Origin of the sequence: Ekhidna sp., from assembly GCF_039940915.1 — a bacterium.
Taxonomy (GTDB): domain Bacteria; phylum Bacteroidota; class Bacteroidia; order Cytophagales; family Cyclobacteriaceae; genus Ekhidna.
In genome coordinates this window covers 990131-1005088 of record NZ_JBDVFO010000001.1, presented here as the reverse complement: position 1 = coordinate 1005088, position 14958 = coordinate 990131, and the positions used below count along the sequence as shown (strand labels likewise).

The window sequence follows — 14958 nt, the reverse complement described above, 5'->3', positions numbered from 1 at the left end:
TATTTATTCCTAATGGCATCAGCTTACATTTCTACCCTTGGCTTTGGACTCTATTACTATTATGTTGGAATTCCACAGTTGTATATCCCAACACTAAGTGCATTTGTCTTATTTGCGATTTTTAGTGCCCTTTCCTTTTTTTCTGTGGATCTAATTATTCTTTTTCGACTATCCATCACAACAACGCTACTCGCTTTCTTTAATCAGATCTACTATACAGGAGGCGTCTTATCCTCAGGGCTTCTTGAATTTATAATACCAACACTTCTCGCTTTTTTTTATCGTCCAATCACTGATCGATATGTGTTTATGGCTCTTTCGGGGCTTTCACTTTTCGCTATGTTTTTTCTCACCTCACAAGGCTTTGCTACCAATTTGCTGCCAAATGAAATGCTGTTTTCTCACGGAATCTTATGCGCTGTTTTCATTTTTTCAATTGTCTCCATCTATACCTTCCTTTTCAGAAACGCCCTTGTTGTCAAAAATCAAAAAATAGGAGAGTCAATGAAACAACTTCAAGAAACAACTCATAAACTTATCCAATCGGAAAAAATGGCATCATTGGGTATGCTTTCTGCGGGAGTGGCCCATGAAATAAACAATCCTTTAAACTTTATAAAAGGAGGAGTAGAGATTTTGGAAGACGGATTAAAAGATGAAAAAGAGTTGAAATTCGAAGCAGCGCCAAGCATTCATGTCATCAAAGAAGGCCTAAACCGGGCAACGGTAATTGTCAACAGTTTGAACCATTTCAGTAGAAGCACAGATTCCATGAATGAAGAGTGTGACCTCAATGAAATTCTTAACAACAGCCTGGTGATGTTACAGCCAAAACTTAAATACAAAGGGGAGGTCATCAAAAAATTTGAAAAAGATAAATTGGTCATTATTGGCAACGAGGGGAAGCTTCATCAGGCGTTTCTAAACATTCTAGCAAATGCCGAGCAGGCTATTCCCAAAAAAGGCGGTGTAACTGTGATCACCAAATTACTTAAGAAAAAGATTGTAGTTGAAATTATTGATGATGGAGAAGGAATAAGCAAAGAAAACCTAAGAAAGATCAGCGACCCCTTTTTTACAACTAAGCCTGTCGGAACAGGGACAGGACTAGGACTTTCCATTACTTATAAAATCATCGAAGATCATGGCGGAAAAATAACTGTCGCTTCCAAGCAAGGAAAAGGCACTAAATTCACAATTTCATTTAATACGAAATGAAGAACACAATCTTATTTGTTGATGATGAACTGATCAACCTCTTCGTACTTGAAAAAAGGTTCGAATCAGACTACAATGTGCTAACTGCTGAGTCCGGCGAAGATGCCTTGAAGCTCGTAGAAGAAAACAAAAACGTTCTTCATGCCATTATTAGTGACTTACGGATGCCGGGAATGGATGGACTTGAGCTGATAGATAAAGTAAAGCCGCAGATTTTAGATATCCCTTGTTTTCTCTTGACCGGATATGATTTCACCGATCAGATAGATAATGCAATCAAATCAAGAAAAATTAATCACCTTTTCAAAAAACCTTTCGACTACAACGAAATTGATGCTAAGCTGAAAGAAGTACTTTAGACATGAGCCGGTTGTAATAAATCTGTTATTGTTTTCACGGGGTTAAATGTGACTTGCGGAACCTCAATGAAAAGGGTATTCCAATTGGCCATTCCTCCATTCCAAAGACCTGGCAGTTCCAATGCTAATATTTGTTTACCATTGAACGATTTTTCCGCAATGAAACCTGTCTCGTTATCACGATATTCTAGTAAGTCAAAGGGCTCTCCCTTATGATTTTTTGTACCGCAAACAATATCAACCGGATTGAAATGTGAACCATTTCTAAAAATAGACCTTTGCTTTTCATCCGATTTGTCAATTTGAGCAGATTCAACAATCTGAAGAGACTCCAAAGAATCTTTCTTTACCCAAAAAGGTCCTCCCCCTGGTTCTCCGTCATTTTTTACCATTCCGCATACACGTATCGGGCGGTTGAGTAATGCATAGACTTCCTTCTCCGAAAAATCTCCTCGAAGCCCCAATTCTTTTAGCAGATACGTTCCTTCCTCTTTAATCTGCATTCCTTTTTCCGAAGCTCTCAGTAGAGTAAATATTTTTTCTTGAAAATACAGTAAAGCACCTGCTAATACCTTTTTGTATTTGATTGTATCCCCCTTCAATCGGTCTGGGACCACATTATCAATATTTTTGATAAAAATGAGGTCACAGCGTAAGTCATTCAAGTTTTTTAATAACGCTCCATGACCCGCTGGGCGAAAAAGCAGGTTCCCACTTTCATCCTTCAAAGGTCTAAATGCAGGAGTAGAGGCAATTGTGTCGGTACTTGGATGTTGTTCACTAAAACTGACCGAAATATTTGCTGATGGTAGTTGTTTTAAGCTCTTTGAAATATGTTTTTCGAAAGACGCTCGGTGTGTCGATGAAATGGTAAAATGAATCTGAACTCGGTTATTTTTTTTTGCATAGGCAAGTCCCTCTTGCAAGTGCTCTTGAGCAGCCGACCTTACTTCATTATCATATTTATGGAAACTAAGAAGCCCTTTGGGACGCTGACCATAGCTCAGACCTGGCTCATTCAATAGGGTATCTAATATAAGGTTGTGCTTGTTTGCTTTCAAGGCATCGTCTATCGAAACACCTTTTTGTTGTTTAAGTTGTTGATTAAGCTCTTCATAAAAAGCAAAGTTGTCTAGTGCATTGAAAAACCTTTTAACATCATTCTTCTCACCGAACGTTCTTTCGAGTGTTTCATCTTTTCCATCAAATACATCTGCAAAAGCAAACAGGTCTTTGAACATTCTACTTGCAGCACCTGAAGCTGGCACAAACTTCATAACAGCTATATCAGATTCCTCATATCTCTGAACGAAAGATGAAACCTCCTCACTAGACAATTGCAGTATACCATTGCCAACAGCTGCCGGCGAAGAGATGTTTACAGAAGCAAAACCTTGTTCCAGTTGTTTTAGCTGACCCAATACCTGATTAGGATCAATACCCTTCCTCTTTATCTGATCTAAATCCTTATTTGAAAACAACTTGTCGTGCTTCATGGACGCAAATGTAAAATCCGGTGACCGGATTGTTCTTTTTAAGAAGAAAACAAATTAATTTGGGATAGCAAATAATACCACCTAATTCAATATGAGTTCAGATATATTTAAAATAGCGCCAACCTTTTATGGAATCACGATGGTTCCTGAATCATCACAAAGAGAATATGGATATGCTTTGCTCACCATTGCCGGATCAGATGGAGAAGTTTCTGAGCCAGAGCTAGAATGGTTAACCATGGAATGTGCTAAAGCTGCCGATGTTGATGACGATATAATCGCGGATTGGGAAGAATACGATTTTGAAGAAGGAGATTTGGAAGAAATCTTTCATGACTTCAATACCAAATCGTTTGCTAATTTCAATAAGCTTCTCATTTATGATGCAATCAGAATGTCAAGTGCTGATGGAGAATATGCCAGCGATGAGCGTGATCAGGTAAATCATGCTGCACAAATACTAAAAGTGCCGATGGAAACCGTGATGGCAATAGAAGCTCTTGTTGATCTAGAGCACGCCGCAAATAAGCTACGACTTACACTTCTTTAACCATAAATTTCATTTAATGCATTGGCAAGTCTAATTCCTGCTTGCAGTAGGCGTTGGTTTAACAACTCCATATTGTCATAGTTATACCGGTAACTAAGCTTTTTGTCTGCTGGCATTGTTTCATAGCATTGTATGCGTGCTTCCTTAGACTCGTTTGCCCAATCCAAAACATTTAACGATGACCATGAAGCCAACTGTTCATTAGTCGGGTGATTAATCCAATTCACATATTCCATGTAACTGTACTTTTGTCCATCAATCATTTGGCTATCCCACACTCTGTGCAGGTTCGAACTCTGCCAGAAGTAATCAAGTTTCACATCGTTAGCTCCTCTATCTTCTCCATTGCCAACGTGGAGTGGCTGGTGGATATCCCCGATCAGGTGAACCAGACATTTCAATGCAAAAGCCTCATCTTTATCGGTGAAGTTTTTCGTTTCCAGCTCCGTCATCAATCGCTCGATCGTGGCAATCACATCTCCTTCTTCAGGAGTCCCTACTTCAGCATATGTTTTCCCTTCAGGAATGGTCGCATAGTGCCAGGCAGACATATGTCTGTATGTTCCATCTGATTTGATTAAATCCATGTAGTTGCTCACCTCTGCAAGCGTTTCAAAGCCTAATACCTTTTCAATATTCTTCTTCGCTTTTTTGCTCAAGTGATATTCAGCAATCAAGCCAACGATTCTATGTCCGGTTGCTCCCCACCCAAAAGAATTGAAGGTTACAACCATCGCGATCAATACAAGTGAAAATTTCTTCATGGGTTAAAAATAGGTGAATCAAGAAAATCTGAGTGCACGAGTAAGTTAAGAATGTATTAAAAAAGAGAAGGCGTGCCCGGAATACGGTACACGCCTAATCACCAACCTAACCTAAAAGAAAGTCTTTAAATAAACGCTTGAAGTTTATTTTATTATAAAGTTCTTGATCTTTTATACCCGTTATCGCCTCGAAATGTTGCAATTGTATCTTGAAATAGTTCATTTTTTAGATGAACAGACATATATATTCTATAAACAAAGAAAATCGGTTGATTTCACAAGCTGAGAAATTTTGACCATCTACGTCTTACATAGAGTTTACATTTGTCAATTCAAAAATTTGGAGAGCGGGTTTGAACACGAAGAAATTATTACAGAAGTATCAAGAAAGCACGAATGTTAAAGCGATCGCAGAAACGATTCGTGAGAAAAAGCAACTCCGTCTAAAAGGAATTTCCGGAAGTTATGATGCGTTGCTAATCGCTTCGGTTTCTAAAATGGCTGGCGGAGTACACCTTGTCGTTTTGCATGATTATGAAGAAGCCTCATACTTTCAAACAGATTTATCAAATTTCATCGAAGATGATTTTGTCTCTTTTCCTTCTTCATACAAAAAACCCTATCACTTTGAAGAAATAGAAAACTCCAACATCCTTCAGCGTGCTGAAGTATTGAATGACCTTAATGATAGAGACAACTTGGTAATTATAACCTACCCTGAAGCTCTTTCAGAAAAAGTGATTAATAAAAGGTCGTTAGTCTCCAATACATTTACTGCCAAGCCAGGAGAACAACTCGATGTTGAGTTTTTAGCTGAACTCCTATTGACCTATGATTTTGAAAAAACCGACTTTGTCTATGAGCCAGGACAATTCTCCGTAAGGGGGGGAATAATAGATGTTTTCTCTTATGCACATGAGCTTCCCTATCGATTAGAGCTATTCGGTGATGAAATAGAGTCGATTCGCGAGTTTGATCCTGAAACTCAACTGTCAACTAAAGACCTTGACCATATTTCACTAATTCCTAACGTCCAGACCAAACTTGTCAGTGAAGAAAGACAGTCTTTTTTGGATTACATCCCAGAGGACACCACCATCTGGCTAAAAGATTATCAACAGTCACTTGATATCATTGATAAGTCATTTCATAAAGTCGAGGAGCAGTTTCAGACCATCAGAGAAATGAGTGGAGACTCAAAACTCATTACATCTCCCGACCAGCTTTTTGAAACTCAGCATTCATATACACAATCGCTGGAAAAGTTTGGAAAGGTTGAGTTCGGTAAGAGGTTTTACATTCAGCCAGATGAAGAGCTTACACTTGCCACCCGTCCTCAGCCATCTTTCCATAAGAACTTCACGTTGCTTGCAGACAATCTTCGGGAACTTCAACAAAGCGATTATCAAAAATTAATTGCTGCGGAATCATTCAAGCAAATCGAAAGACTTGAAACCATTTTTGAGGAAATTGATTCTGCAATAACCTTTGACGGTTTAACGGCCTCACTGAGAGAAGGCTTCATTGATGATCACGAGGAGCTCTGTGTCTACACCGATCATCAAATATTCGATCGATTTCACAGATACAAGGGGAAGGAAAAATTTACGAAGAGCAAGGCGCTGACACTTAAGGAGCTCAAAACACTGCAGCCTGGAGATTTTGTCACACACATAGATCATGGAGTCGGGCGTTTCGCAGGTTTAGATACCGTTGATGTTGGCTCAAACAAACAAGAAGCCATTCGCTTAGTGTATCGAGACGATGATTTGCTTTATGTCAGCCTTCACTCGCTTCATAAAATTTCAAAATATTCAGGAAAAGAAGGAGAGCCCCCATCCATCAACAAACTTGGCTCGCCAGAATGGGAAAATAAGAAAAAGAAAATCAAGCGTAAGGTCAAAGACATAGCCAAAGACCTGATCGAGCTATACGCTAAACGAAAAGCCGCTCGCGGTTATGCCTTCCCGACAGATGATTACCTGCAGGCAGAGCTTGAATCATCATTTATGTACCAGGATACTCCAGACCAATCAATTGCAACATCGGATGTCAAGGCTGACATGGAGCTGGAACATCCCATGGACCGATTGGTATGTGGAGATGTAGGATTTGGTAAAACAGAAATTGCAATCCGAGCAGCGTTTAAGGCCGTCAATAGTGGAAAGCAAGTCGCCGTTTTGGTTCCAACCACCATATTGGCAATGCAGCATCACCGAACATTCGAATCTCGATTGGAAAACATGCCTGTGACTATTGAATACATCAATCGATTCAAGACCTCCAAGCAAATCACAGAAATAAAGAAAAAAGTCAAAGAAGGGAAAATCGATATACTAATAGGTACACATCGAATTGTGAATAAGGATATTGAATTCAAAGACCTGGGGCTGATGGTTATTGATGAAGAGCAAAAATTTGGTGTAACAGTCAAAGAGCGATTGAAGGACATGCGAGTGAATGTAGATGCATTGACGTTGACAGCAACTCCCATTCCACGGACACTGCACTTTTCACTGATGGGAGCCAGGGATCTTTCCATTATTTCTACTCCCCCTCCAAACAGGAGGCCGGTCACTACTGAAATTCATGGATTCAATGAAGAAGTCATCCGTGATGCAGTCAGTCATGAGTTGCGCAGAGGTGGGCAAGTTTTCATGGTTCACAATCGTGTAAGCGATATCGAACAAATTGGAAACATGATTTTCAAACTTGTTCCTGATTCGAAAATTGGTATAGCACATGGCCAAATGGAAGGGCCACAGCTCGAAAAAGTGATGTTGAAATTTATTGAAGGGGATTACGATGTGCTGGTTTCAACCAATATCATTGAAAGTGGGCTTGACATTCCAAACGCAAATACGATAATTATCAATAATGCGCACATGTTTGGTCTTTCAGATTTACACCAAATGCGAGGTAGAGTAGGACGATCAAACACCAAGGCATATTGCTTCATGCTAACTCCACCTGCATCTTCACTGACAAGCGATGCAAGAAAACGCCTCACTACCTTAGAAGAATTTTCAGATTTAGGCGATGGGTTCAAAGTTGCTATGCGAGATCTGGACATACGGGGCGCAGGAAATTTACTTGGTGCTGAGCAAAGCGGCTTCATCAATGACATTGGCTTTGACATGTATCATAAGATATTAGATGAGGCCGTGCAGGAATTGAAAGAGGGTGAGTATAAGCAGCTATTCGAAAACGACCTGTTGAAAAACAAAGAATCGATCGATAGCATGATTGAAGATTGCAATATCGAAACAGACTTTGAGGCGCTGATCCCTGAAAACTATGTAAGCAATATCTCAGAACGACTTGGGCTTTATACCAAATTAGACGATCTAAGATCTGAACCAGAACTAGTAGATTTCATTAAAATGATGAAAGATCGATTCGGTCCATTTCCAAGCGGTGTAAGCAACCTCATTGAAACTGTAAGGCTGAGATGGAAAGCCATGCACATTGGGTTTGAGAAAGTTACCATCAAGGGAAATAAAATGCGGTGCTATATCTCTGACAAAAAGCCGCAGGAGTACTTTCAATCCGAAAGATTTGGAAATGTGTTGGCATTTATTAAATCCAACCCGCACGATAGCAAGATGAAGGAGGTAAAAAACAAATTATTGATCAGTGTTGAAAATATTGGGTCCATTGAAAATGCCGGTCAGGTAATCAATCAAATGCACTCACCTCTTGTCACAAAGTGAAATATTCATTAAATAATACAATAAAAGGGGACTATCTAGCATTAGATCAATAGGTTTAATCTAAAATCCGCCAACTTACGATGGCTTTTTTGAAATATTTGTGTTTATTAGTACGTTGAAACGTTTCAAGACAAATTCAAACGGTGTTATGAAAAATTATGTGAGAGCAGTTAAACAGACTGGTTATGCTAGTTTAGCTGTAGTTTTTTTGAGTGCATGTAACCTCATTGGAGGTAGTAGTGGTGCACCATCAGCAGAAAACCCTGGCTTTGCTAGTTCCGCTACCGGAATGGAATTCAATGCCGAAGGTGGTTTTCAAGTAAATGACTATCAAGGACAGCCAGAAGGACCCAACCTTATTTTTATCGAAGGTGGTAGAACCGTGCTTGGCTCTTTTGAAGAGGATGTTGTGTATACACACGATAACTTGGAAAGAGCTGTTACCGTGGCTTCATTCTATATGGATGAAACTGAAGTGGCAAACATCCACTGGCTGGAATACGAATATTATATAAAGCAAGACTCAGACGAATATTACTGGAGAAATAATCTACCAGATACTGCTGTTTGGGCAAAAGATCTTGCATACAATGATCCGTATGTAAATAATTATTATAGATATCCTGGTTTCAGATACTTCCCTGTAGTAGGTGTAAATTGGAGGCAAGCTGTAAACTACAGTAAGTGGAGAACCACAGTTGTAAACATCAAACTTGCAGAAGATGCAGGCTATTTTGAAGGAACTGCTTCAGGAGATGACGCTTTTGCTGGAGCTGAAGGTGGAGATCTTTCTTCATCTGCAGGAAGTGTACCGGGCCTAAGCTCTGGAGTTGTTCTTCCTGGATATAGACTGCCAACAGAAGCAGAGTGGGAATATGCTGCCCAAGCGCTTATTGGAACTCAGTGGCTAGATGAAAACCAAACACACAGAAGACTATACCCTTGGGATGGTCATGCACTAAGAAATCCTTACGGAAAAAGCATGGGTTATTTCCTTGCCAACTTTAAAAGAGGCAATGGTGACTATGCAGGTATTGCTGGAAAACTCAATGATGGTGCAATGATCACCACCTACATTTACGACTATCCACCAAATGACTTTGGTCTATACAACATGGCTGGTAATGTGAATGAGTGGGTGCAAGACGTTTACCGTCCGCTTTCTTTCCAAGACATGGACGACCTTAACCCAGCACGTAGAGATGCTGTACTAGATTCCGAAGAAGGATACGATGGAGATTACTCTTTCATTGGAAGAGAAGCAGCATATTCTGAAGAAGAATGGGTTAAAACGTCAGGTCTACAAAAGACATTTAACGCAGACAATCCACCAATGAAGAGATTGAGAGTATATAAAGGAGGATCATGGCAAGATGTTGCTTACTGGTTATCTCCTGGAACAAGAAGATATTTGTTTGAGGACTCTGCTACATCAACGATTGGCTTCAGATGTGCCATGATTAGAGCAGGATCTAATTTTTAAGATTTAAATCTCACAGATTTTTCTAAAGGGCTACTTATTTGAGTAGCCCTTTTTTATTTACCTCTTGCAATGGAAGCAATATGAATTGTTGCCACATTAGCTGCCACAAGTCGCTGGCAAAGCATTCCTACTGTCGCTCCAGTTGTAATCACATCATCCACTACCATAACTGATTGACCCGAAAGGTCTTCTTTTATGTCCGAATAAACATTTTCTACATTTAGCCATCTTTCCGCCTTCGATTTCATCGTTTGTGTTTGCGTCGCAACGTTCCTAATTACCAAATCCGACCTTAATTGTATGTCTAATGCCGATGCAATTCCTCTAGCAATTTGCTCACTTTGATTGTACGCTCGCTGGCGAATTTTCGACTTGTGTAACGGAACTGGTATAATAAAATCAACATCAAGCTTACGGAGTGAATCAGAAAACCATTGGCCAAGAATAAAACCAAGTTCCTTTTTGCCTTTATATTTCAGCTGATGTAGCAACTTTTGAGTCATTCCTTTGCGTTGAAAGAAAAGGTAAGACGTGGCAGATGCTATTCTTTTTTCAAATGCAAATTTCTGATAGAGCCCATTCTCAGGATTTTTATTATCATTTGTAATCGGAAGGTCTATTTTGCATGCTGTGCATAAATAGTTTTCTTGCGAAACCAATGACTGTTCGCAATTCACGCAGTTGCGAGGAAAAATCAATGAAATAAAATCTTGTAGCATAAGATGAAAATAACGATTACTCATGGTTTTTAAAAAGGATTTGGATCTGCAAAAGGAGTGGGTAAAAATGCTTTATAAAATAAAAGAGGTTACTGGCAAAAGACCTGGGGACTTAAATGCAGTACTTTTTTTAATTGGGGTGCAGGAACTTGGCTTTGGAGCTCACTCATTTTCAAAAGAAGAAAAACAGGATATCCTTCACATAGCCATATGTAAAGTGCTTTCGCTTGCTGGGTATTATGAGTTGCAAGGACATGACCAAGATGGATGGCCACACTGGAAATTAGTGAAAAAACTTCCTCGTTTTGACCTTCTTGAGCAGGAAAAGTTGTTAAAAATTCAGATTTTAGAATATTTCAAAGCAGAAATTGGTTGGTAACATGCACCTTTGATTGAAATTGTCCGTTTACAATCGAACGATGAGTGGGTTAGAAGAAATAAGAAATAAGTTAGCCTCTTTCAAAAGACGCTATTATGTCCGACAAATTTTGCTTGGCCTGTTTGGGTTTTTAATTGTAAACTCAATCGTTTTCCTGGCAATTAGCAGCTTAGAACATCAGTTCTGGCTAGGCGTAACAGGGCGAACTGTTTTGTTCTTTAGTTTTATCATACTGCTTGCAGCTTCAGCATTTCAATTGTTTATACAACCAGTCATGATGCTCACTAAACTGAATAAAGGTTTAAGTGACGAAGAAGCAGCTTTGGAAATTTCAAAGCATTTTCCTGAAGTTGAGGACAAGCTATTAAATACACTTCAGCTTGGTAAGCATGAGCGAAACGAGCTTTTGCTAGCTGCAATAGATAAAAAATCCCAGGACTTTAAGCGTATTTCCTTCATACAGGCCGTTGATTTCAGACCGGTGAAAAAATACAGTCTGGCATTGATGTTTGTGATCTTCGCTTTTTCACTGGTCTCGTTCATAAACCCTTCAATTCTTACCGATAGTCCCAACCGAATAGCCAACTTCAAAAAAGAGTTTACACCAGAGGCACCATTCAGCTTCATCCTCGAAAATGAAAACTTAAAAGGGTTTAGAGGGGAAGATTTTATACTTCAATTCAAAATTGAAGGAAAGCAGGTACCACAGCAGGTCAAAATATCAATCGAAGGAGAAAGGTTGTCACAATTAGTAACCCTTTCTGGCGATCGAATCGCCTATACATTTCCAAAACTTCAGTCTTCCAAAACATTTCGTCTAGAGGCTGCTGGATTTCAATCCGTTCCATTCAAAATAGAGGTGAATGACCGACCAGACCTTGTCACTATGCTGATAAGGATCTCTGAGCCCGCATATACCGGTGGAAAAAGACGCACAATCGAAAACACCGGTGATTTAACACTTCTGGAAGGCTCTTCCGTTTTGTGGGAAATAAAAACATTGGCCACTGATAGTGCTCAGTTTACTTTAAATGGAGAAAAAGCGGCTGTTTCTAGAATGAGTGAAACAGAATTTGCAGTAGAGGAACGGGTATTAAAAAGCGGAGGATATGCGATCGATCTTTTTAATCAGCACAGTCAAAACAATTCAGAATTAGCATATTCCATCGATGTGGTCAGAGACGAGTTTCCAGAAATTGTTGCTCAGTATTTTCCTGACTCCATTACCTACCAGTCAATCACACTAGCTGGTTCTATTTCGGACGATTACGGCTTCACTGCTCTGAATATCAACTATAGAAAGAAAGGACAAGAAGAATACACTCAGATTCCTCTAGAAATAAACAAAAAGGCAGGAAGTCAGAGTTATTTCGCTCATTGGATGCTGGACAGTCTCAACCTCAACGCCGGCGAGTCATTGGAAGTTTACATGAGTGTTTCTGATAATGATGGGGTAAGAGGAGCCAAAGTATCGAAGGCAAGCACGTTCATTCTAAAAGCTCCTAGTGAAGATGAGCTAAACTCAATCATCTCAGAAAAGCAAGAGGGTGTAGAAAGTCAATTGGATAATACAGAAAAAAGGGCGGAAGAAATTGCGGAGAGATTGGAAGAGCTTGAAAAACGATTAAAGTCAGAGCAAAAATTTGACTGGCAAGAAAAGAAACTCTTAAATGATGTAATAGAAGACCGTGAAAAGCTATCCGACGAAATTGAAAAACTGAAAAAGCAACATGAAGATCTCTTAAAGGCAAATAAGCAGTTTCAAAAGCAGAGCAGTCAGCTTCAAGAAAAGAATCAAAAAATGCAGGAGCTTCTCGACCAGTTGATGGATGAGGAAACGAGAGAGCTTTACGAAAAGCTAAAAGAGCTCATGAAAGAAAACGCTCAATCTGATCAAATAAGTCAACAGCTGGAAGAGTTGAAGAAAAACGAGCAAAACCTGGAACGAGATTTAGAACGTGCGCTGGAGCTCTTCAAAAGGCTGAAAATGGAAAGCGCGCTGGAGTTAAACCTTCAGAAGCTAGACACACTTAGCCAGAACCAGGAAAGTGCCTCCGAAGAATCAGATATTCAGTCTCAGGAAGAAATAAACGAAGATTTTGACGAGTTCCGCCAAAAGATGGATGAAGTCCAAGAACTCAATCAAGAGTTGAAACGTCCAGAAGCGATGGAAGATTTTGAACTTGAAGAGCGACAGATTGCCAAAGAACTGCGCGAAATCATGGAGCAAATGCAACAGGAAGCGAAGGATTCAAATCAAGAAAGCAAGGATCGTTCAAGTCAAAGTGAAGAGAGCAACGAAAATCAAAGCGGGGAGGAACAGCAAGGTCAAGAGCAAAATAAGAATTCTGACAATCAGAAACCATCGAAGAGCACTCAACAGAAACAAAAAAGCGCTGCCCAAAAAATGAAAAATTTAAGCCAGAAGCTCTCCAAAATGCAGGGAGGTATGCAGATGGAAATGATGCAAGCAAATCTCGATCAGCTAAGAGATATTCTTGACAACCTGGTCAAGCTTTCTTTTAACCAAGAAGAAATCATGCTGGAGATGCGTGAGGTCAACCAGTCCGACCCGCGGTTTCTGGAATTGTCCCAAAACCAGCTTAAACTAAAAGATGACGCCAAGGTCATTCAAGACAGTCTCCTCTCCTTAGCTTCTAAGGTGGTTCAGATATCCTCTTTTGTCACTCGTGAGGTTGGATCCATTAATGATAATATTGATGAGGCCATTGAATATTTAAAGGATAGAAACCGTGGCAGGGCGCTTACAAGTCAACAGTTTGCCATGACTTCCATCAATAACCTTGCGTTACTTTTGGATGATACGATGCAACAAATGCAAATGTCCATGTCTGAATCTATGGGTAATTCAGGAGGAGAGAAAAATCAGCCGCAGGACATGCCGGATCTTCAGGAACTTCAAAATCAACTCGGAGAAAAGATCAATGAGCTAAAAGGATCAGGAAAATCCGGAAGAGAGCTCTCTGAAGAACTTGCACGAATGGCCGCTGAGCAAGAAATGATCCGTAGACAGATGGAAATGCTTAAAGAGGCACAAGATGGAAAGCCTGGTGGAGGATTAGGAGGAGACGAAATGAAACAAGCGATTGATATGATGGAGCAAAATGAAGTCGACTTGGTAAACAAAAGACTCACACAGCAGTTAATCAATCGTCAGAAACAGATAGCCACACGAATGCTTGAAGCCGAAAAGGCGCAGAGAGACCAAGAAATGGATGAAGAAAGAGAAGCTGATAAGCCTTCCGTTATTTCACGAGAAATTCCTCCAGGCTTTGAAAAATATCTGGAACTGAAGAAAAAAGAGATTGAATTATTAAAAACTATCCCAATAGAACTAAATCCATTTTATAAAAAAGAAGTAAACGACTATTTTAGACGCTTAAGTTCAGAAGAAGAGAATGATTGATAACATTCAAATACAAATTCCATCCCTTCCTGAAAACATCAGGATAGTAGAAAGTTTCATTGATAATGCCAAAGATCAGTATAAGCTCAACGATGATATTTATGGCAATATCATGATTGCTGTAACTGAATCAGTGAATAATGCGATTGTTCACGGCAATCAATCGAACAGCACAAAGAACGTGCACCTTCAATTAGCTCTCGAGAAATCCCTGATCAAGTTTACCGTTGAGGATGAAGGAGCTGGCTTTGATTACACAAATCTTGATGATCCCACCCTTCCAGAGAATTTAAGTAAGCCTGGTGGACGGGGGATTTTTTTAATGAAGAACCTTTGCGATGAAGTGTCCTTTAAGAAAGATGGCAGAGTAGCTGAGCTTAGTTTCTACCTCTCCTAAATGCGCGTCAATTATTTCTGCGAAGACGTAGAATTTCAAATCATCAACGAGCAATCCCTCTCCCAGTGGGTTCTCCGAGTTATTCAAATGCACTCTTTTGAGTTAGATGAGATCAACTACATCTTTTGTTCTGACGAATATTTACTGAAAATAAACAAGGAACATCTCAACCATGACTACTACACAGACATTATCACTTTTGATAATTCGGAAAAAGAAAAGGTTATTGAGTCGGACATATTCATCAGCATTGACCGTGTTAAGGAAAATGCAGACTCACAAACCGGGAGTTTCGACAAGGAGCTGCACCGTGTAATGATACACGGCGTTCTTCATTTGGTTGGATTCAGCGACAAAACTTCAAGCGATCAAAAGCTAATGAGAGAAAAAGAGGACGCCTGTTTATCTTTGCTGAAAATATAACGTTCCACGTGAAACATTGATGAGTAGTTC

The 14958-nt window shown here is 39.7% G+C and carries 12 protein-coding genes; 9 read left to right on the top strand and 3 right to left on the bottom strand.

Annotated elements, in window-relative coordinates:
• The first annotated feature begins 12 nt into the window (after nt 1-12).
• A complete protein-coding gene (locus ABJF57_RS04605) occupies nt 13-1218 on the top strand; it encodes a sensor histidine kinase (RefSeq protein ID WP_462230752.1) in 1206 nt (401 codons plus the stop codon).
• Nucleotides 1215-1577: a response regulator gene (locus ABJF57_RS04600; RefSeq protein WP_462230754.1), complete on the top strand. Its 363-nt coding sequence runs from the start codon at nt 1215-1217 to the stop codon at nt 1575-1577. The genes ABJF57_RS04605 and ABJF57_RS04600 overlap by 4 nt, the downstream gene beginning before the upstream one ends.
• Here ABJF57_RS04600 and ABJF57_RS04595 read toward each other — a convergent pair.
• Complete coding sequence (locus ABJF57_RS04595; RefSeq protein WP_462230756.1) at nt 1574-3073, bottom strand: DUF4301 family protein; 1500 nt, start codon at nt 3071-3073, stop codon at nt 1574-1576. The two genes, ABJF57_RS04600 and ABJF57_RS04595, sit on opposite strands and share 4 nt — an antisense overlap.
• A gap of 91 nt (nt 3074-3164) precedes the next feature.
• Between ABJF57_RS04595 and ABJF57_RS04590 the strand changes: the two genes are divergently transcribed.
• Complete coding sequence (locus ABJF57_RS04590; RefSeq protein ID WP_462230758.1) at nt 3165-3623, top strand: TerB family tellurite resistance protein; 459 nt, start codon at nt 3165-3167, stop codon at nt 3621-3623.
• On the opposite strand, the gene ABJF57_RS04585 is transcribed toward ABJF57_RS04590, so the two are convergent.
• On the bottom strand, nt 3620-4387 hold the full coding sequence (locus ABJF57_RS04585) for a S1/P1 nuclease (protein WP_462230760.1): 768 nt from the start codon (nt 4385-4387) through the stop codon (nt 3620-3622). The genes ABJF57_RS04590 and ABJF57_RS04585 overlap by 4 nt on opposite strands.
• 353 nt (nt 4388-4740) lie before the next feature.
• On the opposite strand from ABJF57_RS04585, the gene mfd reads away from it, so the two are divergent.
• Complete coding sequence (gene mfd, locus ABJF57_RS04580; RefSeq protein WP_462230762.1) at nt 4741-8100, top strand: transcription-repair coupling factor; 3360 nt, start codon at nt 4741-4743, stop codon at nt 8098-8100.
• Between the two features lie 148 nt (nt 8101-8248).
• Entirely contained in the window at nt 8249-9583 is a 1335-nt protein-coding gene (gene gldJ / locus ABJF57_RS04575; RefSeq protein WP_462230764.1) for a gliding motility lipoprotein GldJ, read from the top strand.
• 53 nt (nt 9584-9636) lie between these two features.
• On the opposite strand, the gene ABJF57_RS04570 is transcribed toward gldJ, so the two are convergent.
• Nucleotides 9637-10326 carry a ComF family protein gene (locus ABJF57_RS04570; RefSeq protein ID WP_462230766.1) on the bottom strand — a complete coding sequence of 230 codons (690 nt, stop codon included), beginning with the start codon at nt 10324-10326 and terminating at the stop codon, nt 9637-9639.
• Here ABJF57_RS04570 and ABJF57_RS04565 point away from each other — a divergent pair.
• Genes ABJF57_RS04565 through ybeY form a run of 4 tightly spaced genes read left to right on the top strand, consistent with a single transcriptional unit; the run spans nt 10325 to nt 14928 of the window.
• Nucleotides 10325-10681 (top strand): hypothetical protein, encoded by a 357-nt coding sequence (locus ABJF57_RS04565; RefSeq protein WP_462230768.1) that lies wholly within the window; start codon nt 10325-10327, stop codon nt 10679-10681. The genes ABJF57_RS04570 and ABJF57_RS04565 overlap by 2 nt on opposite strands.
• 40 nt (nt 10682-10721) lie before the next feature.
• Nucleotides 10722-14108: a DUF4175 family protein gene (locus ABJF57_RS04560; RefSeq protein WP_462230770.1), complete on the top strand. Its 3387-nt coding sequence runs from the start codon at nt 10722-10724 to the stop codon at nt 14106-14108.
• The gene (locus tag ABJF57_RS04555; protein WP_462232022.1) at nt 14104-14505 is read left to right on the top strand and encodes an ATP-binding protein; all 402 of its coding nucleotides are present in this window, start codon (nt 14104-14106) and stop codon (nt 14503-14505) included. Before ABJF57_RS04560 ends, ABJF57_RS04555 begins: the two co-directional genes overlap by 5 nt.
• Nucleotides 14506-14928 (top strand): rRNA maturation RNase YbeY, encoded by a 423-nt coding sequence (ybeY, locus tag ABJF57_RS04550; RefSeq protein WP_462230772.1) that lies wholly within the window; start codon nt 14506-14508, stop codon nt 14926-14928. It abuts the gene before it with no gap.
• Nucleotides 14929-14958: the final 30 nt, after the last annotated feature.